At 63.8% G+C, this 21329-nt stretch carries 15 protein-coding genes; 11 read left to right on the top strand and 4 right to left on the bottom strand.

The annotated features are described in order from the left end of the window. Positions 1–108: 108 nt before the first annotated feature. Positions 109–1575 carry a replication-associated recombination protein A gene (locus tag ACQCSZ_RS07790; protein ID WP_427007455.1) on the bottom strand — a complete coding sequence of 489 codons (1467 nt, stop codon included), beginning with the start codon at positions 1573–1575 and terminating at the stop codon, positions 109–111. Between the two features lie 85 nt (positions 1576–1660). Here ACQCSZ_RS07790 and ACQCSZ_RS07785 point away from each other — a divergent pair, with 85 nt between their 5' ends. The 9 genes from ACQCSZ_RS07785 to ACQCSZ_RS07745 all read left to right on the top strand — a co-directional run bounded on the left by ACQCSZ_RS07785 (position 1661) and on the right by ACQCSZ_RS07745 (position 13415). Further along, positions 1661–2308: an acVLRF1 family peptidyl-tRNA hydrolase gene (locus tag ACQCSZ_RS07785; RefSeq protein ID WP_427007454.1), complete on the top strand. Its 648-nt coding sequence runs from the start codon at positions 1661–1663 to the stop codon at positions 2306–2308. Positions 2309–3701: 1393 nt separating this feature from the next. Next, positions 3702–4517, top strand: a complete 816-nt coding sequence (locus tag ACQCSZ_RS07780; RefSeq protein WP_427007453.1) for a PIG-L deacetylase family protein — start codon at positions 3702–3704, stop codon at positions 4515–4517. A 278-nt stretch (positions 4518–4795) separates the two neighbouring features. Beyond that, entirely contained in the window at positions 4796–5581 is a 786-nt protein-coding gene (locus ACQCSZ_RS07775; protein WP_427007452.1) for a glycosyltransferase family 2 protein, read from the top strand. A gap of 1 nt (position 5582) precedes the next feature. Next, on the top strand, positions 5583–6593 hold the full coding sequence (locus ACQCSZ_RS07770) for a glycosyltransferase family 2 protein (protein ID WP_427007451.1): 1011 nt from the start codon (positions 5583–5585) through the stop codon (positions 6591–6593). A 56-nt stretch (positions 6594–6649) separates the two neighbouring features. Beyond that, the gene (locus ACQCSZ_RS07765) at positions 6650–7894 is read left to right on the top strand and encodes a glycosyltransferase (protein WP_427007450.1); all 1245 of its coding nucleotides are present in this window, start codon (positions 6650–6652) and stop codon (positions 7892–7894) included. Positions 7895–7929: 35 nt separating this feature from the next. Further along, complete coding sequence (locus ACQCSZ_RS07760; RefSeq protein WP_427007449.1) at positions 7930–8814, top strand: beta-1,6-N-acetylglucosaminyltransferase; 885 nt, start codon at positions 7930–7932, stop codon at positions 8812–8814. Continuing rightward, complete coding sequence (locus ACQCSZ_RS07755) at positions 8811–10334, top strand: lipopolysaccharide biosynthesis protein (RefSeq protein WP_427007448.1); 1524 nt, start codon at positions 8811–8813, stop codon at positions 10332–10334. The genes ACQCSZ_RS07760 and ACQCSZ_RS07755 overlap by 4 nt, the downstream gene beginning before the upstream one ends. After that, the gene (locus ACQCSZ_RS07750; protein ID WP_427007447.1) at positions 10331–12535 is read left to right on the top strand and encodes a hypothetical protein; all 2205 of its coding nucleotides are present in this window, start codon (positions 10331–10333) and stop codon (positions 12533–12535) included. Before ACQCSZ_RS07755 ends, ACQCSZ_RS07750 begins: the two co-directional genes overlap by 4 nt. 70 nt (positions 12536–12605) lie before the next feature. Further along, the gene (locus ACQCSZ_RS07745; protein WP_427007446.1) at positions 12606–13415 is read left to right on the top strand and encodes a glycoside hydrolase family 16 protein; all 810 of its coding nucleotides are present in this window, start codon (positions 12606–12608) and stop codon (positions 13413–13415) included. 785 nt (positions 13416–14200) lie between these two features. Here ACQCSZ_RS07745 and ACQCSZ_RS07740 read toward each other — a convergent pair. The 3 genes from ACQCSZ_RS07740 to hisS form a co-directional block, all read right to left on the bottom strand. Then, positions 14201–14992: a GNAT family N-acetyltransferase gene (locus ACQCSZ_RS07740; RefSeq protein ID WP_427007445.1), complete on the bottom strand. Its 792-nt coding sequence runs from the start codon at positions 14990–14992 to the stop codon at positions 14201–14203. 93 nt (positions 14993–15085) lie between these two features. Further along, a complete protein-coding gene (aspS, locus tag ACQCSZ_RS07735) occupies positions 15086–16870 on the bottom strand; it encodes an aspartate--tRNA ligase (protein WP_427007444.1) in 1785 nt (594 codons plus the stop codon). A gap of 183 nt (positions 16871–17053) precedes the next feature. Next, positions 17054–18412, bottom strand: coding sequence for a histidine--tRNA ligase (gene hisS, locus ACQCSZ_RS07730; protein WP_427007443.1), 1359 nt, complete (start codon positions 18410–18412; stop codon positions 17054–17056). A 291-nt stretch (positions 18413–18703) separates the two neighbouring features. Between hisS and ACQCSZ_RS07725 the strand changes: the two genes are divergently transcribed. Together ACQCSZ_RS07725 and ACQCSZ_RS07720 are read left to right on the top strand one after the other, a co-directional pair. Next, positions 18704–19516, top strand: coding sequence for a peptidylprolyl isomerase (locus ACQCSZ_RS07725; RefSeq protein WP_427007442.1), 813 nt, complete (start codon positions 18704–18706; stop codon positions 19514–19516). Between the two features lie 182 nt (positions 19517–19698). Then, entirely contained in the window at positions 19699–21276 is a 1578-nt protein-coding gene (locus ACQCSZ_RS07720) for a DUF349 domain-containing protein (protein ID WP_427008279.1), read from the top strand. The last annotated feature ends 53 nt before the right edge of the window (positions 21277–21329 follow it).

Here is a 21329-nt window from a genome sequence, read left to right as displayed (position 1 = left end):
GAACTTGTTTCTACGTTAGACCTCGCGTGCGGGAAGTCAAGGGAGGGGAAGTCAAGGGAGGGGAAGTCAGGAGAGGGGTGTCAGGAGGCGGATTCACTGGCGGCCCCGTCAGGTGCCGCGGATGATCTTCCGCAGGCGCTCCAGCCGGGTGGCGATGTCCCGCTCCGCGCCGTTGGCCGTGGGTTCGTAGTAGTCGCGGCCCACCAGGTCGTCGGGCGGGTATTGCTGGGCGGCCACCGAGTGCGGGGCGTCGTGGGCGTATTTGTAGCCCTGCCCGTGGCCCAGCTGCTTGGAGCCCGGGTAGTGGGCGTCGCGCAGGTGGGCGGGAACGCCGTTGCCCAGGCCTGCGCGGACGTCGGCGACCGCCTTGTTGATGCCCAGGTAGGCGGCATTGGATTTGGGGGCCGTGGCCAGGTGGACCACTGCCTCCGCCAGCACGATCCGGCCCTCCGGCATGCCGATCAGCTGCACGGCCTGCGCCGCCGCGACCGCGGTCTGCAGGGCCGTGGGATCGGCCATGCCGATATCCTCGGCGGCCGAGATGACGATGCGCCGTGCCACGAACCGCGGGTCCTCCCCCGCCTCGAGCATCCGGGCGAGGTAGTGCAGCGCGGCGTCGACGTCGGAGCCGCGGATCGACTTGATGAACGCGCTGGCGACGTCGTAGTGCTGGTCCCCGGCGCGGTCGTAGCGGACGGCGGCGACATCGAGCGCGCGTTCGGTGTGCTTCAGGCCGATCTTTACCGGATCCGAGGCGGCGCCTCCGACGTCGGTTTCTTCGTCTGCGCCTCCGCCGCCGGCAACGTCGTCCGCGTCCCCGAAGGCCACGCCCGCGGCCGCTTCCAGCGCGGTCAGCGCCCGGCGGGCGTCCCCGCCGGAGAGCCGGACGAGGTGGGCCATGGCCTCGGCGCTGAGTTCGACCCTGCCGTCCAGCCCCCGGACGTCCGTGACGGCCCGCAGCAGCAGGCCCTCGATGTCGGCGTCGGTGAGCGGTTTGAGGGTCAGCAGCAGGGACCGGGAGAGCAGCGGGGAGACCACCGAGAAGGACGGGTTCTCGGTGGTCGCCGCCACGAGCACCACCCAGCGGTTCTCGACGCCGGGCAGGAGGGCGTCCTGCTGGGCCTTGTTGAAGCGGTGGATCTCGTCCAGGAAGAGCACTGTGGTGGTCTTGAACAGATCCCGGGCGGTCAGGGCCTCCTCCATGACGCGCCGGACGTCCTTGACGCCGGCGGTGATGGCCGAGAGCTCGACGAACTTCCGGCCAGGCCCCTTGGCGATCACATGCGCCAGCGTCGTTTTACCGGTGCCGGGAGGTCCCCAGAGGATCAGCGAACTCGGACCTGCGGGGCCGGTCGCGTCCGTGCCCGCGGCCAGCTGGCGCAGCGGGGAGCCTGCGCCCAGCAGATGCTGCTGCCCCACCACGTCATCCAGGGTGCGCGGCCGCATCCGGACCGCCAGCGGGCTGCGCGGCGAGGCGGGCCGGCCTGCGCGGCCGGCTTCGGAGGCCCTGCCGTCGCCGTCGTCGGCCTCGTCGGCATCGTCGGTGTCCGTCCCCGAGCCAAATAGATCATCCACATAGATAGGCTACTTGTAGTTGTCCGGTGCCGATCACCGGCGCCGGCCCCGGCAACCGGCCAGCCCAACATTGGAGACACGCGCGATGGCATCCCCTGACTTACGGCTGGCCTTCGTCTCCGGCGCGCGGCTCCCGGGGTGGGTGGAGCGGTTCGCCGCGAGCCACGGCGAGCTGGTCCAGGAGGAGCTCGACGGCGGCCTCCGGCTGCGTGCCGCGGACGGGGCCGCCGCGCTGCTCCAGCCGCCGTGGCCGGTGGACGGCCGTCCCGGCCGGGGCGGCGATGCCGTGTCCCGGCTGGCCGCGCTCGCCTCGCAGCCGCGATGCCTCGGCGCGGTGCTGGTCCGCCGCGGCGGCTATTCCGTGGCCGTGGTCAGCGGCGGAGCTGTGCTCGCGTCCAAGACCGGCACCCGCCATGTCCAGTCCCGCACGGCCGCCGGCGGCTGGTCCCAGCAGCGCTTCGCCCGGCGCCGCGCGAACCAGGCCGATGCCCTGGTGGAGGCCGTCGCGGAGCATGCCGCGAGGATTTTGGCGGACCACCGGATCGAGTATGTGGCGCCGGGCGGTGACAGGACCCTGGCCGAGCTGGTGCTGGCCGAGCCGGTGCTGAAGCAGTACGCCGCCCTGGCGCGGCTGGCGTTCCTGGACGTCCCGGATCCGCGCGCCGCGGCCCTGAAGAAGGCCGCCGGGGACCTGTGCTCGGTGCGGATCCTGGTGAGCGACCCGCCCACCTAGCTCACGGGGCGCGGTTTATTCCTCCGGCGCGAGCGTGACCGTGACGCCGTTGAGTTCCTCGCTGAAATCGAGCTGGCAGGAGAGCCTCTAGTAGGTCGTGGCCGCCCTGCCGACGAACGGAACGCACACCTGCGTGTCCACGATGCCGACCGGCCAGAGACCGGACCTGAGCTGTTCATCCGCATCAGGCCAGTCCAGGGCGGAGTCTTAGCCGCCCGGAAACGTCAAGGAGTAGGGCCTACGCTGCGACGGTATTTCGACTTTCTCCACTTCCACAGTATTGCTGCCCCCAGAGGCAATTACGCAAGAATCTCGTTGCACAATTGAGCCCGGCCAAGCAGCCCACGTTGAACTGGATCGGTCGAGAGGCGAACCGTGGAGTTTCATCAGCCTCGACTGGAGACGATTACGCAGTGATAAAACCGTAATTTGATTTGAGGGCCTTGACACGGCAGAGAAGCCGCCTGTACGTTGGACGCACTCTTGACGGAAGAACCGGAATTCCTACTAACTTCTGGAACTTCCTTCAACGCGCAATTTGTCCGGGCTCCTGAATTAACAGTGGATCACCCGTCTGCTATCTTGCCGATGCCTCGGCGAATGTGGAATTGATTGTGCTGGGCTTGCTGGAAGCCCTCTCCTCCTTGCGCCACGGTCTCAACATTACCCCTAATCGCGCCCAACAGCGCTTGATATAGGAGGTCTCCGTGCCGAGCCTAATTACCTGCCGTCAAGGCATTCGTTGCCAATATGACTAACAAGAACGCCGGGTTGTGCCTTCCGAAGCTCCGACGTCCAGGCGCCCGTCGTGGGAAACATGGGGCGACACCCCGAAGCACAAAGGTGCAATCCCGCTCCTCATTTAGACAGGTGGGGCTTAGCCCGAGGCGCACAGAATACGCGTGATTCGATTTGCGATGGTCGGCGGTCCGCGCACCATCCGAAATCTAGTCCCCCTGCCACGTCCGCCGCAAGTTACCTTTTGCCGCTTTGATGGCAACAAACGAAACGATTATTTCTACTTCTCAGGCAGGATTCCGCATGGCGGCGCAGGTGCCGCGCGTGATGAGTGACGCCAACTGAAGAATTGAAAGGCCTTGCTGTGATATCACTTTACGCTTTGCTGATCGTCTTATTAACCGGCCTATTGGTGACCACGTTGGTAGGGAAAGCCTTGGTTCACCGCAGGTTTCGGCACCCCACTGCGCTCCGCGGGCTCGCAGTCGCAGTGACCAGTGTGCTGCTTCTGGCGAACCTTACCGCGTTTGTCTTGGATCCTATGGGACTCTGGCTGGCGGCCGACCTAACGGCAACGACGGCAGGATTGACGATAGCAGCCGTTCCGATGGCTTCACTGCGAATCCGGAGGTCTCCCGCCCGTCACCCTCGGCGAGTGCTGGCCATTGCCGCCCACCCGGACGACCTCGAACTTGCCTGCGGCGGAACGCTGGCGAAGTTCGTGGATTCAGGCCATGAGGTACAAGAGTTGGTGATGAGCGACGGCGAGCGGGGCGGAAACGTGGAGGCACGTTGCGGTGAGGCACGTCGGGGCGCGTCCTTCCTTGGGCTGGCCGGGTTACAGCACTTCAGTTTCACGGACGCCGACTTGGCCGGCCACGCCCAAGAAATGATTCAGGAGATTGAAGCCGCGATCGCGCGCTTCAAGCCAGACATCATCCTCACCCACTCGCATCACGACTATCATCAGGACCACCAGGCAGTCCACGCCGCCACTTTGCGTGCCGCGCGTCGGCACTCGTCGATCCTCTGTTATGAGAGCCCTTCTGCCACGCGTGAATTCGATCCCTGCGTCTTCGTTGATATCGACGATTACGTGGAAGCGAAAGTGCAAGCGGTACTGATGCACGGCGACCAGCGCGACAAACCCTACATGGCCGCCGAGAGGCTCCGCGGAATCGCGATCTTCCGCGGCGCCCAGGCGAGGCGGAAAGTTGCGGAAGCCTTTGAGCCCGTCCGCATGCTGGCGACTGAGATGGGAAGCTTTGAAGCCGAAAGTATTGGCAGACGGGTGATCGCGGTCCATCCCGAGAGCAGCAGAGAATCTCGTCGATCAGCCCTGAACCAGACTTGTTGGGAGGCAGCACTGCCGAAGCAGCCAATGCCATACGGAGAGCAGTTGGCTCGGATGGACTGGGACCAGGACCGGGCAGGCGCGCGACCGGAAGATACCGACCATGCGAACCGGTAACCCATGAGTCTTTGGTCTCCGATGTCCTGCTAGCTGGCCGCTTCCACTGCCGTCACTTCGTATTACTACATGCTGCAGCGATCGTACCTACTGCACGATTGGGCACCAGGCAAGTCCACCTGAAATGTCTGCAGTGCTGCCGCGCCGACGTCCTCTAATTAGGGCGCGACGGCACCTCCAATGTCCCTAAATATCTTGAAATGGTGAGGCCCGTGACTATTCCCAATCAAGTTCCAATTGTGCGCTCTGAGTCGAGCATCTCGTCACGGACGGCGTCGGTGAGCGCGGTCATCCCCACCCTGAATGAGGCTATGAATCTGCCGTGGGTTCTTCGCCGCATGCCTTCGTATGTTGACGAGGTGGTGATCGTCGATGGGCGTTCGCACGATCACACAGTAGACGTTGCGCGGGCCCTTCGCGCTGACGTGGTTGTCGTGGCCGAGCCGCGGGCGGGGAAGGGCTTCGCAGTTCGGAGCGGGTTCGCCGCTGCCTCGGGGGACATCATCGTCATGCTGGACGCCGACGGAAGTATGGATCCCCAGGAGATAGGCTGGTTCGTCTCCCCCCTTCAGCATGACTACGACTTCGTCAAGGGATCACGCTATGTCACCGGGGGCGGTTCCGAGGATCTGACGTGGTTGCGGAACGCAGGCAACAGGGTGCTGACAGAGTTGGCCAACGCCATGCTGCACAGCAACTACTCCGACCTTTGCTACGGATACATAGCTTTGCGTCGGGAATGCCTGGAGGTTCTGCAGTTGGAGTCCGACGGTTTTGAGATCGAGACCGAACTGATCGTCCGGGCAGCCAAGGCCGGCCTCCGGATTGCGGAAGTACCAAGCACCGAGCTTGACCGCATATCGGGAACCTCGCATCTACAGACGTTTCGTGACGGGTGGAGGGTCCTGCGCACGCTGGCGCGCGAGTGCAGCATTTGGGAGGCTCCAACAGCCGGCGCCCGTCCCGAAGCGCTCCGGAGGGTGAAGTATACGTACCCCAACGTCCGGTATCCCCGCATACCGACTGATCCACGGGCCGTTCTGGCCTTGGCAGAAGGAGTTTAATGTGTCTACTTCTAGTGAATCCCCCAATGCATCCGTGGTCATTTGTTCCTACACGGAGGAGCGCTGGGACCTGTTGATGGATGTCATCGGCTCCGTCCATGCCCAGACGCTTGTCCCGCAACAGGTGATCGTCGTGGTTGATTACAACGTGAACCTCTACAAGCGCCTCATCGCCACGGTAGAGGGCGCCACAGTCGTGGAGAATACGGGACCCCAAGGACTCTCCGGGGCACGCAACACCGGGGTCGGCCTCGTGACCTCTGACGTCGTTGCTTTTCTGGACGACGACGCTGTTGCATCCCCGGATTGGCTCGAGAGACTGACGGCTTTTTATGACGACGTGGATGTACTGGCCGTCGGTGGGCGCGTCGAGCCAGTGTGGGAAACAGTCCGTCCCGCCCACTTTGGCGAGGAACTTGACTGGATTGTCGGGTGCAGCCACCGCGGAATGCCCAAGGTCGCCTCTGAGGTGCGAAATGTCATCGGCTCAAACATGTCCTTTCGGCTTGACGTAGTTCGACGAGTCGGCGGCTTCAATGTTGAGCTTGGGCGTCAAGGCACGAAACCATTCGGCTGTGAGGAGACCGAGATCTGCATCCGGTCCGTCATAGGCACACCGGGGTCACGGGTGGTCTATGAACCGGCGGCCTTGGTGCACCACCATGTTCCGGCACACAGGGGGACACTGCGATACATGTTGTCGCGCTCCTGGTCGGAGGGGATCTCCAAGGCCCAAATGAGTCGAGTCGTAGGCCAGAAACGGGCTCTGGGACCGGAGCGGCGATATGTCCATAGTGTCGTACCCCGCGCCGTATTCGCTGGGGTGCTCGACTGGGCCCGAGGTTCCGACCCTTGGGGTCTAGCCCGGGCCGGGACTCTGGTCGCGGTGTTGGCGTTCACAGCTGCCGGATACATGAGAGGGCGGCAGCTTGCCTCCGGATCCCAACCCTTGAGGGCAGTCAAGGCCGCCCCGCGTGGACTAACTGAAGCGACGACGGAGGAAAGCAAATGAGCGTGCCTGTGAGGATGCAAAATGTTGATGATACGGACCTTGAGGTAGTACCCGCTATGGAGAGCCTCACCCCGCCCGATTGGCAGGGTGCGCGTTGGATTGGCTCCGTCGACCTCTGCAGCGTGGTGCAGCACTCGCGACTGAAACTGCTCGATTCTGGCGGGTATGAGCGCGCTAGATTGCTCGTCCGCGAGGGCTCATCCGTGCGAGGCTTTGTCGACGTCGAAGCTCCCGGCGGGCTGGTCGACTGCGGCCTCCTTACGGCTGCGGTGGAAGCGCTTCCAGAAGCGAGAGCCACCTCAGCTTCTGATTCCACGCCCGCCATCACGGTAATTGTCTGCACGAGGGATCGAGCCTCTCATCTCCGGGGCTCTCTTGCTGCCATACTGCGGCTCGACTATCCAAACTTCGAGGTTCTCGTGGTCGACAATGCCGCACGGACAACAGAGACCAGAGACATCGTGCGTGACGAGTTCCGTGATCCCCGCGTGAGTCTCATCGCCGAGCGCGTTCCAGGACTTGCCCATGCCCGCAACACGGGCCTTCGCCACGCGCGCGGGGACATTGTCGCTTTCACTGACGACGACACGGTGGTTGACCAGGGATGGCTCAGGGAAATTGCCGTCGGCTTCCGGCGCGCGCCTAACGTTGCCTGCGTCAGCGGGCTGGTGCCCGCCGGAGAACTACGCACGCGCACGCAAGCGTACTTCGAGGACCGAGTCAGCTGGTCAAAAAACATAGAACCAAAGGTTTTTTCGCTCGCCGAGCCTCCTGCCGATTTGCCGATGTTTCCCTTTACAAGCGGCGCATTCAGCACAGGTGCGAATTTCGCACTCGATCGACGCACCGCATTGAGTATTGGTGCTTTCGACACCGCCTTCGGTGCCGGCACCCGCACAGGCGGCGCAGAAGACATAGACATGTTCACCCGGCTGATTCTCAACGGCCACACACTCGTCGTCGAGCCGGCCGCCATCGTCTGGCATCGCCACCGTGACGACGTTGACGCGCTTCGCCTTCAGGCGCGCGCCTACGGCAACGCTCTGGGTGCCTGGATTACTAAGTTGCTCATGGACCCCCGCACCGCTCGATTGGCTCTCGCCAGGAGCCCCCATGCAGTACGTCGTCTATTGTCGCTGGCGCAGGGGACGGCAGAGAAGCCTGCAGGGGCAGCAACGGAATCTCTCGACGAATGGGATCGGGAGATCGCGAGGATAGGACGTCTCGAGCTTATCTCGGTGGCGCGCGGCCCCCTCAACTACCTGCTCCAGCGCAGGTCCGGTGAGAGGGTAGCCAGGTGAACGGCGAATCCCCCCTGGCCCCGAGACTTGCGTGCGTGATCCTCGCGCATGCTGATCCCGTGCACTTGCACCGTCTGATCGAGGCCCTCGAACCGTTCCCGATCTTTCTTCACATCGATGCCCGGACGCCCGACGCCACGTTTTCCGCGATGACAGCAAACCTTCCTTCTCGCTGCGCCCTTCTCAAGCGAACCGCCACCAGTTGGGGGCAATGGGGTTTAGTCGCCGCCGAGCTGGAAGGATACCGGGCAGCGCTTGAAGTCACAGAGGCAACACACGTCGCGCTATTTAGCGGCTCTGATTATCCGCTCGCACCCGCAAATGCTATAGCTGCCCTTTTGAAAGGGCACATCGGCGATTCGTTTGCTGAAGTGAACGAATTGCCCTACGCCAAGTGGGGCAGGAGCGGCGGCCTTTCGCGTCTACGCTATAGACACTGGGGTTTCGCAAAGCGGATGCTTCGCCTTCCCATTCCCAGGCGCCTACCTGAAAACATGATGTTTACCGGTGGGTCCCAATCGAAGGTTCTTGCACGTGACCACGCAAGAGCGGTCGTCGAGATAGCCGATGAGCACCGAGACCTTGTGCGGTTTTGGCGCCGGACTTGGGTGCCCGATGAGACGTTTGTTTACTCGATACTTAACTCGCCGCGTTTTGTACCGCACTGGAAGACGCAACTTGTGCCAACCAACCTGTGGTGGATTGGGTGGGATGAAACTCCTCGCAAGAGCCCGGCGTGGCTCGGAATGGAGCACGGAGACGTGCTCCTGAGCCGACAGAAGCCGGCAGCCCAGCAGGTCCCGATTCTCTTCGCGAGGAAATTTTCGACCGAGTTCAGCACCCCCGTCCTTGATGCCATCGATGCCCGTTTCTCTCTGCGCTCAAGTTCAACTTGTGCGGAGGAAGTGGTCCAAACATGAGCCCGAATAATCGTGAGACCAATCCAGACGGGACGGGGCCGCCCGACTCGAACCTGTTCGGGCGAGGCTTGCTCTACGTGGTCATATGGTCCCTCCAATTGGTCGCAGGGATCATCGTGTCGCCGATCCTCGCATATACACTGCCGCCCGCCGAGTTCGGAGCGCTCGCATCGGCAATAGCTCTCCACCAGGTCATTAGTGTTCTCGCCTTGCTGGGAATCGACAAGGCACTCGTGCTCCAACGATCTGAGGACGGGAACGACCGCGCATCTCGCGGTCTCATCACGGTCGCCATGGTGATAGCCCTGCTTGGTACATTGATCGTCGGCGTGACCGCGCCATTTTGGCGGTCCGCCATCGGCTTCGGAGCCTATCCTGATCTCATACTGGCCGTGATTCTTTGGACTGGCCCGGGCGCAGCTGTTCAGGTGATGCTGTCCCTATTGTTGACGGAGGATCGATTTCGCTCATTCGCGCTCCTGAGTGCTATCTCGGCAATGGGAGGACAGACCGTCGGCCTCATCCTACTGTTCACGCTTCACAACGATGCAACGACGTACGCGTGGGGCGGAGTTGCAAGCCAATTCTTGGCAATGGTTGTGGGCGTCGTACTTACACGGCCATCGATCCGTGGACTCGTCAACTGGTCCGTAGCTGCTCGGGCCATCAGGCTCGGGTTCCCCCTCGCGATGGCGGGGCTTGCCATCTTCCTACTCAGCGCTGGCGATCGAATCATAATTCAGGTTCTACAGGGTACGGAAGAAACCGGCCGCTACCAGGTAGCTTACGTCGTGGGCTCAGTCGTCATCCTCCTGCTTACGTTCACCGGCACAGCGTGGACGCCGCGCTTCGCAGCACTTCGCGACGATGCCGCCCGTTGGGCGCTCGCAGCACACTCGCGTGACGAGCTTTACCGGGTCCTCATGCCGATGATCCTGGGAGTCACTGTCGCTGCGCCGGTCGCGCTCAGGGTCGTCGCACCTCCCAGTTTTCGACCCGAATCACTCGCAATCGTCGTCTTCCTTGTCGCGGTGTCCGCTTTCCCGGTGGCTGCAAGTGGTGCGACCGGTCAACTGCTGATCACTCAGCGACGGGGCACAGTCATAGGACTAGTCACGGCTGTTGCCGCAGTCACCAACATCGTCCTCAACTTCATGCTCGTGCCGGCTCTTGGAATCCTAGGTGCAGCAGTCGCCACCGTTCTCGCGTATTCCCTGCTGGCGAAACTGCAGCGGAGGGCGCTTCCGGCGGAATCGATCCGCAACTCTCCGGCGCGCCTGGTTATCAAAGTGGTGGTCGTCATGCTGGTCGCTGCAGCTTCCATCCTCCTTCCCCAATCCCCCGAGTGGAACCTGGTCCGCGTCGTAGTTGCGCTCGGTTGCCTGCCGTGGTTCATAGGCGCGCTAAAGCGGGCGCGTGGGGGATCCGGCAGAATTCGTCGAAACGGCGCTTCCCGGGTCCGGCACCGAGCCGACCCCGGCACGCGCCACCCCACGCGCAGGAAGGTTCCAGCACTATGAGTACCTTGCCCGATGAGAAGTTGATGGCACGGGAGCCGGTGACACGTAAATACGGCCAGCTTCACGTAGGGGAACGTGGTCTAACCCTCTGCGGATTGGCGGCTGCTGCCTTTATTTTGGTTGACGTCGGCGGCCCACTCGTCGCTTCGTTCAAACTGGCAACGTGGTTGATTGTCCCGGGCTGGGTATTCCTACGTAGGCTTCCCGTGGCCAACCCGGCTACACGTTTGGCCGGGACTGTGGTGACTAGCGGTGTACTGGCGGCCGTATTCAGCCTTTTAATGGCCTGGACAGGTCTGTGGCATCCCCGGCTGGTCGCGATTGCAACGCTCGCAGCCGCATCCGCACTCATTTTCCTCACCGCCCGTAGTGCAGGATTAGCCTCTGATCCTGCTCGCCTGTGGATAAATCGGTTGCGTCAGTGCAGCCTCGTCGATCTAGTTCCGTGGTTGATCCTGGGTGGCGCTCTTCTGATGTGGAGTGTCGCGCTGGCAGCGACCGACACCGGGCAACTAGGCGACATGGGCTTGCTGGTCGCATATCCCGCTACTTGGTTCATTGCCGTGGGTCTGGCAACTGCGTTGTGCGTCTGGGGGGTAGTGGCCAGGCGGGTGGGTTCAACGTGGATAATGAGCGCCTCGATCACAGGTCTTGTAGTAATGCTTTACGCGTCCGCGAGCTTGCTGACCAGCGTTCCCCGATTGCCGTGGACGTACAAACATATTGCCGTAACGGACTTTGTCAGCGCCGCCGGTCGTGTTGATCCCTCGATCGACATATACAACCGGTGGCCCGGCTTCTTCTCTGTGAGCGCGTTTCTCGGTGAGGTAATTGGATACCGTGATGCACTGGCGTACGCGTCATGGGCGGAGATCGGATTCGCCCTCGCCGACGTCCTCATCGTCGTGGCCATCGCCCGCGCGATCTCTACAAATCCTCGTGTGTACTGGACGGCCGCCCTCGTATTCACGCTGACCAATTGGGTCGGCCAGAACTACTACGCCCCACAAGCCTTCGCTTTCACGCTCTACCTAGCCATGTGTCTCACGGCCCTCACCTTTCTTCGCAGCACTCCTTTCAAACGGGTGCGTTGGTCGACTGGAGTGCGCCCGCGAAGCGTCGCCGCGAGTGACGATTTTCCTGGCCGCGCTGTCCGCATAGCGGCTGTCGTCGCGATTCTTGTCCTCCAAGGGGTCATCGCAGCAACCCACCAACTGACCCCCTATATGGCTGTCCTTGGGCTCTGCCCGTTGTTTTTATTTGGATTCTTCAAGCCTAGATGGGCGGGCCCGGTACTGTTGGCAATCGCAATCGGCTACCTGCTTCCTAATTGGGACTACGTCGACAAGAGTTATGGGTTGTTGAGCGGCGTCGATTTCCTTGGAAACGCAAGTTACAGACTGACAACCGCTGGGACGATTACGGAGGCGGCACAGTGGCAGGCGCTGGCAGTGAACGTTCTCTCTGCCTTGACCGCCGTGCTCGCCTTGGCCGGGTACGTGCGCCATTTCCTGCGTGGCGAAGCGCAGATAACGCTGCTCGTAGGTTGGCTGGCCGCAGCGCCGTTGTTCGTTCTTCTCGGGCAATCATACGGCGGTGAGGGCCGGCTGCGCGTCTACCTGTTCGCATTGCCATGGTTGTCCATCGGGGTGGCCTGGCTTTTCTGGTCGGGACCGCTCAGAACCCGTAGAGCCGTTTACGGGGCGGCCCTTTCACTCGCCGCAATGGCTTTGCTGTTCACCGCCGTCTATTTTCAGCCCGAAGCGAAATACCGAGTTGCCGAAGCCGACGTAATTGCTTCCAAATGGCTTGACGCACGCGTCCACAACGGAGACTTAGTTTTCCAGACGTACGCTGAATATTTTCCGCTGCTGATTGGCCGAAACTATCCCTTCTATCTTCATGCGGGTGAACCATACTCCCTGCAATATCTTCTGAACTATGGGCAGGATCGAGTCAGCCCTGGCGATGTCGAAAATTATATCGATAACGCGCGGAGCGCGGATCGAAAATTCATCGTTTTTTCCGATAGCCAACAGCGGTATGCTGTACAGGAAGGCTTACTTCACGTCAGCGTTTTCCCAAAGATCGAGAACGAACTAGCTACCAGCGGCAAAGCGGAGAAGATATTCGACAACGGATCAGCCCGGATTTACCAGTTGATTACGACTGGTAGAGCAGCGAACATAACAATTCCCTGACAGGCGTCTTTGATGTGACCTGCCGAAGAACAATCTTCTTAAGGTTCGACCTCCATGTGGGAGTAAAACCGTGAAGCGTTTCAGAGTTAAAATAATGCCAGCATTGGCCATTCTCGTGACTGGAATCATCATACTAATATCCTCAGCCGTGAACTCTATGAATATGCCAATCGGTGACCTGCCTGGTTGGAAGCAGATATTTGCACAGGACTTCGGTACTCCGGCTGCGCTAGGCCACATAAGCGAGGTTTATGGGGAAGACATGCGCGGCTATTCTCGGATCCGCGATACATCCCGTAATGGCATATACACACCCGACCGCGTGCTTTCCGTGTCCGGCGGCACACTCGATTATTACCTTCACACAGCTGGGGGCAATCCGAGAGTGGCAAGCGTGGTCCCCTTCGGTTATGAGGGGCAAATATACGGCCGCTACTCTATTAGATTTAGATCCGACTTCCTCCCCGGCTATAAAATTGCATTCTTGCTCTGGCCTGTGAGTGAAAACTGGAACGAGGGAGAGATCGATTGGCCGGAAGGCGACCTGAACGGAAAGATGTCCCCGGCCTCCGCAATTAAAGGATCCTTTGACAACGGTGCGATGGCGTTCGACCCGCCTACTCATTCGTACTCGCCGACTGATTCCTCGGATTGGCATGTGGCCACCACGGAATGGACCCCAGGAAAAGTCAAGTGGTTCTGGGACGGCGTACTCGTTAGCGAAACCACTCTGCCGTCCGGGGTCCCCACCACAAAATTCCGCTGGACGTGGCAAGCAGAGACCGAGCTCGGGTCCGACGCGCCTTTTCCGGACCCCAGGACCGCTGGACACGTGCAGGTAGATTGGGCTCTTCAGTACGCATACGCGCCGTCTCAATAGCCGTTCGTCGTGACGAAGGGTGTTCGCCCCATAACGCGGCCCCGGACAAGGTGTCCGGGACCCGTACCACTCAGCGGGGTGGGTTAGTTCCGTATCTTGCCTGGTTAAGGATGATCAGAGATCCAGCGTTGCGAATCCAGTAGCGGAGCTGGAATCAATGAAGGCCCAAGGAACAACATCAAACAACAGAACCACTTTCATGGACATGGAGGAGCTTCTGTTGTTACCAACGTGGCGTCACATGAGCTCCTATCACTCGCATCGACCGGACAATCGAGGATCTCCCGAAGAACCGCGACGTCGGCTCTCTTACTGCTAAAGCGAGGGCTTGTGCCAACTGGGACGCGCGGACATTGACAGCCTAGCTACCCGAATTACTCCATAGCCGCGTGGAACCGGTTAAAGTGTTCTCCTTCAATCAGGATGTCGAAAATGCTGCGGGCATGTCCGAAGGCACCGGCCTAAACGCCGACTACACCAGCTTGTAGCCTCCAACTTCCTGCCCAGGAGAACATCGTGTTCGGCGGAGCGGGGCACAAGGCGAATAGTTGGCGGACCCGGTTCATACTGTCCGTCACCTTTAACAATTTTGAGGCTCCGCTCCGACTGCCTGTCGTGCTGCTGCCGTCGACGTACTCATGATCAACCCCGTCCTGGCGCAGGAGATGTCGTTAGTGGTGCGCACCTGCTCTGGTACATTTACCACTAAAAAATCGTCGATTCCTCCAGGACGGCGAACACCCGGAGACGATCTAGAAAAGCTGTTGACCAGCGTCTACGCCCAGCTAGCAGCCGGTCAGGTGCCGCCTGGGCCGTTCCTGCCGGTACAGGTAGCGGCCGGTTTCGCGGAAGCCTGCCCCGACGTAGAGCTCGCGGGCGCCGGCGTTGGACGCCATCACGAGCAGCCAGAATCCGCCCAGCCCGCGCTGCGCGCCTTCACGCAGCAGCGCCTGCATGATCCGGGCGGCATGGCCGCGCCGGCGCGCGTCCGGACGGGTCGCCATGGCGTACAGACCGCCCCGGCCGGTTGCCCCGCCGGGAGGAACAGCGAGGCGTCCGACGGCGGCGGGGACGCCGTCGTCGTCCCGGACCAGGGCATAGAGCGAGGGGCAGCCGGCCAGGATCCCGCGGGCGACGGCGAGTTCCACGGCGCCGCCGCGGCCGTCAACGCTCCACCACAACCGCAGCCATTCCTCCGAAGGCCCGGCCGAAACCTCCACGCCAGCGTCAGGCTCCGCCGGCGGGGCGCCGGTCTCGGCGTCGCGGACCAGGATCAGTGTTTCGGACTGCCGGGTGAACCCTTCCTCATCCAGGAGGGCATTCAGCGCGTCGTAGCGCGGGTCATCGAAGACCTGGAAGATCAGCGGAAGACGCCGGGTCCGGTACCAGAGCCGGGCCGCGCGCAGGGCAGCGGGCCACCCTTGCGGGGTAGTTCCGGGCTCGCTGCGGGGCCACACCGAATTGGCCCGCTGCGTCACACCGGAGGCCGCGCGGAGCACCCAGCCGCCGCCGTCCTGCCGCTCGGCGGCAGGCCAGGCGGCGTCCATCAGCGCCTCGAGGTCGGGCACGGCTGCCATTTCTCCCCTGTCCTGCGGGCTGGTGTGGAACCTGGCGGAGACAGCAAGGGCTCCCCGGATTCCCGGGGAGCCCTTGCTGTCGACCAGATCGGACTATTTGGCCGTGTCGTCGGCCTTCTTGGCTTCCGGCTTGAAGTCGACGCCGGCTTCCTTGCGCTGCTGGGCCGTGATCGGCGCCGGTGCCTGGGTCAGCGGGTCGAAGCCGCCGCCGGACTTCGGGAAGGCGATGACGTCGCGGATGGACTCCACGCCGGCCAGCAGGGCAACCACGCGGTCCCAGCCGAAGGCGATGCCGCCGTGCGGAGGGGCGCCGAACTTGAAGCCCTCGAGGAGGAAGCCGAACTTGGTCTGGGCATCTGCCTTGTCCAGGCCCATCAGCTCGAAGACGCGCTCCTGGACCTCGCGCTCGTGGATACGGATGGAGCCGCCGCCGATTTCGTTGCCGTTGCAGACGATGTCGTAGGCGTAGGACAGCGCGGACTCGGGATCCTTGTCGAAGCTGTCCATGAACTCGGGCTTGGGCGAGGTGAACGCGTGGTGCACGGCGGTCCACTGGCCGGCGCCGACGGCGACGTCGCCGGACGCCACGGCTGCCGCTGCGGGTTCGAACATCGGGGCGTCAACGACCCAGACGAAGGCCCAGTCGTTCGGGTTGATGAGTCCGGTGCGGTGGCCGATCTCCACGCGGGCCGCACCCAGCAGGGCGCGGGAGGGGGACTTCTCGCCGGCGGCGAAGAAGATGCAGTCGCCGGGCTTGGCGCCGACGGCGTCGGCGAGGCCGGCGCGCTCGGTGTCGGTCAGGTTCTTGGCCACGGGACCGGTGAGCTCGCCGTCTTCCTTGTACAGGACGTAGGCCAGGCCCTTGGCGCCGCGCTGCTTGGCCCATTCCTGCCAGGCGTCGAGGGCGCGGCGTGCCTGCGAGGCGCCGCCCGGCATGACGACGGCGCCGACGTAGGGTGCCTTGAAGACGCCGAAGTTGGTGTCCTTGAAGAATTCGGTGAGCTCGGTCAGCTCCTGGCCGAAGCGCAGGTCCGGCTTGTCCGAGCCGTAGCGGGCCATGGCGTCGGCGTAGGTGATGCGCTGGATCGGTGTCGGGATCTCGACGTCGATCAGCTTCCACAGCGCCGTGACGATGCTTTCGCCGAGGCGGATGATGTCGTCCTGCTCCACGAAGCTGGCTTCGATGTCGAGCTGGGTGAATTCCGGCTGGCGGTCGGCGCGGAAGTCCTCATCGCGGTAGCAGCGGGCGATCTGGTAGTACTTCTCGAAGCCGCCCACCTGCAGGAGCTGCTTGAATAGCTGCGGGGACTGCGGCAGCGCGTACCAGGAGCCGGGTGCGAGGCGTGCGGGAACGACGAAGTCGCGGGCGCCTTCCGGCGTCGAACGCGTCAGCGTGGGGGTTTCGATCTCGACGAAACCGTCCTGGTGGAGCAGTTCGCGGGCCACCCGGTTGGCCTCGGAGCGCAGCCGCAGGTTGCGGGCGGGGCCGGGGCGGCGCAGGTCCAGGTAGCGGTGCTTGAGGCGGGCTTCCTCGCCGACCTCGACGTGCTCGTCGATCTGGAACGGCAGCGGGTCCGAGGTGTTGAGGATGGTGACCTTCTCGGCCATGACCTCGATCTCGCCGGTGGCCAGCGCGGGGTTCCCGTTGCCCTCGGGGCGCCGGGAGACCGTGCCGATGACCTGCAGCACAAACTCGTTGCGCAGGCCGTGGAAGACCTCTTCTTCACGGACGACAACCTGGGCGACGCCCGAAGCGTCGCGCAGGTCAACGAATGCGACACCACCGTGGTCACGACGCCGGCCGACCCAGCCGGCCAGGGTTACGGTTTGTCCAATGTGCTCGGAGCGAAGGGATCCGAGGTCATGTGTGCGCAGCACAGCACGCCTTTCTGAAGAAGACAGAGAAAAATCAGAACTCATGTTCAATAGGACCGTTACGGGAACGATCCCGTTCGAGTTTACCCGCTGAAAAGGCCCCTCCCGCCATGGCGGGCCCGCATCACGGCAAGGAGGCTCGGCCCCACATTGGAGGCCGGTGTGTTCGTGGTCTTCTCCCCCGCCTCAGGCCTTCAGGACGCGGACGTGCAGGTCTTCCTCCGCAGGAGTCCAGCTGGCCGGATCGGCGTCGGTCTGCTCGCCCGAGCGGATGTCCTTGACCTGGTGCTTGCCGTCGTCGTCCGTGAACCAGACGAAGGGGATGCCCCGGCGGTCGGCGAACTTGATCTGCTTGCCGAACTTCTCCGCCTTGGCCGCGACCTCGGTGGCGATGCCCCGGCCGCGCAGCGCCGCGGCGACGTCCTGCGCGGCGCCCCAGCTTTCATCGTTGGTGAGCGCCACGAGCACGGCGGTGGGAACGGAGCGTGAGGCCGTGGCGAGGTCCTGGCTGAGGATCCGGGAGACCAGGCGGGTCACGCCGATCGAGAGTCCGACGCCGGGGAACTTGCGGCTGCCCTTGCTGGCCAGGGCGTCGTAGCGCCCGCCGGAGCAGATCGAGCCGAGCTGTTCGTGGCCCACCAGCACGGTCTCCACAACTGTTCCGGTGTAGTAGTCCAGGCCGCGGGCGATGCTCAGGTCCGCGACCACCTTGCCGGGGGCCCGTTGGACGGCCGCGGCGATGACCTGCTCCAGTTCGTTCAGGCCTTCCTCCAGCTGCTCGTTGCTGACGCCCAGGGCGCGGACCTGCGCCACGAAGGAGGTGTCCCCGGTGCGGATCGAGGCGAGCTTCAGTGCGGCCTGCGCCTGCTCGTCCGTGGCGCCCAGCTCGGACTTGAGCAGCTCGGCGACCCTGGCCGGGCCGATCTTCTCGAGCTTGTCGATGCTGCGCAGCACCCCGGCGGTGTCCGTGAGCCCGATGCCGTTGTAGAAGCCCTCGGCCAGTTTGCGGTTGTTGATCCGGAGCAGGAAGTCGGGGATCGGCAGGGCGTTCAGGGCTTCGGCGATCACGAGCGCAATCTCGACGTCGTAGCGGAACGGCAGTTCGCCGTCGCCGACGACGTCGATGTCCGCCTGGGTGAACTCGCGGGCGCGGCCCTCCTGCGGGCGCTCGCCGCGCCAGACTTTCTGGATCTGGTAGCGGCGGAACGGGAAGGCGAGGTAGCCGGCGTTTTCCACGACGTAGCGGGCGAACGGCACGGTGAGGTCGAAGTGCAGGGCCAGGGCGTGCGGATCGGCTTTGCCCCCCGTGCGTACATCGCCGGCCGCTTCCCCTTCATCATCCTGGAGCCGGCTCAGGCCATAGACCTCTTTGTCGATTTCGCCCTTGCGCAGCAGCTGGCCCACCGTTTCCACGGCCCGGGTTTCGATCGACGAGAAGCCATGGAGTTCAAAGATCCGGCGCAGCGTGTCCAGCACATGCAGCTCCACCAGCCGTTCCTCGGGGAGCCACTCGGGGAATCCGGACAGGGAGGCTGTGCGTGCCATGGGGGATTTTCTCCTAAGGTAACAACGGCGGTTCCGGCTGCGTCCCGCACCGCATTCCTTCCGGCACGAAGTGTCGATAAAGAAGTGTCCGAAACGAAGCGTCCGAAACGGAGGCAGAACGGCGGCAGACCGGCCAGTCGTGCATAAACTGTGTGCGGCAGTCAGTTTATGCGTTCGGCGCCGGCATCTCTAATGCGGGCCCGCGCTGCACTGCTGCCGGCAGCTATGCTGCTGGACCGCGACGGCACCCCCGGGCCCGCCACGGGTTCAGCCTTACAACCAGGAGGACTTTTGGCGGCCAGTTCAAGGAGCGCCCGCGACGCCAAGCGGCGCGTCCAGCAGATGGAGGCAAAACGTGAGCTGCGCAAGGAGCAGGACAAGCGCCGGAAGCGCGACAACGTCCTCGCCGCCGGCGCCGGCACGGCGGCCATAGCCCTCGCCGTCGTGCTCCAGCTGACGGTCTTCTCCGCCAACCCCACCGAAGAGCAATTCGCGGCCGCCCAGGCGGACCTGGCGGCCCCTTCCGCGTCGGCGACGCCGTCGGCCACCCCCGCGGCGACCAACGGGGAGAACATCCCCAAGCCGGAAACCGCTGCGGGCAAGACGTTCACCGGCGAGCTCAAGCTGAACAGCGGGACGCTCGGCGTCGAACTGGACGGCACCCGGGCCCCGCAGGCAGCCGCCGTCTTCAAGTCCCTGGCGGACCAGAACTTCTACAACGGCGTCAGCTGCCACCGCCTGACCACGGCCGAGAACTTCGGCGTGCTGCAGTGCGGCTCCAAGGCCGGCGACGGCAGTTCCGATCCCTCCTACACCTGGGGTCCGCTGGAAAACACGCCGCCGGACAATAACTACCCGGCCGGAACCATCGCCGTCGCCAGGACCGGCGGAAACGCCCACGGCAACGGCACCCAGTTCTTCATCGTGTACAAGGACACCGTCATTCCGGCTGACGCGGCCGGCGGCTACACGGTGGTGGGCAAGGTCACGGCCGGGCTCGACGTCGTCACCGGGATCGCCGCGGCCGGCCTGAAGCCGGGCGGTGGCGCCACAGACGGCGCACCTGTGGAACCAGTCACGATAGACTCGTTCTCTCTGAAGTAACCAAACGGGGGCCCTCGTGGCCACGGTCCCGGTATTTCCCTCCAAGCGAAAGACTTCTAGCGGTGACAGACAGTCAGAAATCCGACGAAACATTGGCAGCAGCAGTTGCCAACGAGACCGAAGCCGACGTGGCGGCAGTCGAAGGCGAGGCCGCAGGCGGTGGCGCAGGCAGTGCCGCAGGCATGACGCCGGACGGGGCCGTGGACACGGCCGCAGGCAATGCAGCGCCTGAGGGCGCACCTGAGGCTGAGGCCCAGGCTGCAGCGGAGGCTGAGACAGCAGCGGCGGGCTCTCCTGAGCCTGCTGAACCGGCCGCAGAAGCCGCCACCGCAGCGGCGCCCGCCCCCACGCCGGCTCCCGCCCCCGTACCGGCGCCCGCTCCTGTACCTGCTCCCGTACCTGCTCCCGCGAGCCGCCCCGCGCCGTCACCGGCAGCCTTCGCGGCCCGGCCCAAGGCCGGCCCGTCAGCGGCCGCCCCGGCCCCGGCAACGGTGTCCTCCGCGGCCTCGCTGGCCGAAGCTGCCCGCTGGGGCCGCGTCGAAGGCGACGGCCACGTGTTCCTGACCGTTGACGGCACGGAGCACTCCGTCGGCCAGTACCCGGGCGTCAGCAATGACGAGGCCCTGGGCTACTTCGCCCGCAAGTACGACGACGTCGTCGCACAGATCGTCCTGCTCGAACAGCGCGTCAACTCCAAGGCGCCCACGACGGACATGCAGAAGACCGTCACGCACCTGCGCGAGCAGCTGGCCGAGCGGAACATGGTGGGCGATCTCCGCTCCGCCGAGGGCCGCCTCGATACGCTGGCCACGCAGGTCCGCGATCTTGAAAAAGCAGAAAAGGCCGAACACGACGCCGTCCGCGCCGCCGAACTCGCGGCCCGCGAGGCCATCGTGGCCGAGGCCGAGGAGATCGCCGGCCACGACCCGGCCCAGATCCAGTGGAAGACCTCCAGCGCCCGCATGAACGAGCTGTTCGAGAGCTGGAAGACCGCGCAGAAGAGCGGGGTCCGGCTGGGCCGCAGCAACGAGGACACCCTCTGGAAGCGCTTCCGCGCGGCCCGCACGGTCTTCGACCGGCACCGCCGCGCGTATTTCTCGCAGCTGGACAGCAACAACTCGGCAGCCAAGGCTGCCAAGGAGAAGCTGATCGCGGAGGCGGAGGCCCTGTCCACCTCGACCGACTGGGGCTTCGCCGCCGGCGAGTACCGCCGGCTGATGGATGACTGGAAGGCCTCCCCCCGCGCCAGCCGCAAGGACGACGACGCCCTGTGGGCGCGTTTCCGGGCGGCCCAGGATGTCTTCTTCACCCACCGCCAGGCCGCCAACGACGAGATCGACCAGGAGTACGGTGCCAACCTGACGGTGAAGGAGGCCCTGCTGGTGGAAGCGAACGAACTGCTGCCCATCAAGGACCTCGCCGCGGCCAAGAAGGCCCTCCAGTCCATCCGCGACCGCTGGGAAGAAGCCGGGAAGGTTCCGCGCGCCGACATGGGCCGGATCGAGGCCGGGCTGCGGAAGGTGGAGGACGCCGTCCGCCACGCCGAGGATGAAAACTGGAAGCGCTCGAACCCGGAGACGAAGGCCCGCACCAACAGCGCCCTGACGCAGCTGGAATCGGCCATCGCCGGGCTCCAGGAGGACCTGGCCAAGGCCGAGAAGGCCGGCGACCAGCGCAAGATCAAGGCAGCCCAGGAAGCCCTCGAGGCACGCCAGGCCTGGCTGGAGCAGCTGGAGAAGTCGGCAAGCGAGCTCTCATAGCCGGACACAATCCAACAGGATAGTCCGCAGGATCCAACAGCAGGCCCCGCCCC

Source organism: Pseudarthrobacter sp. H2, assembly GCF_050157045.1.
In the GTDB taxonomy this organism is placed as follows: domain Bacteria; phylum Actinomycetota; class Actinomycetes; order Actinomycetales; family Micrococcaceae; genus Arthrobacter.
This window is presented reverse-complemented; position numbering and strand designations above follow the sequence as displayed.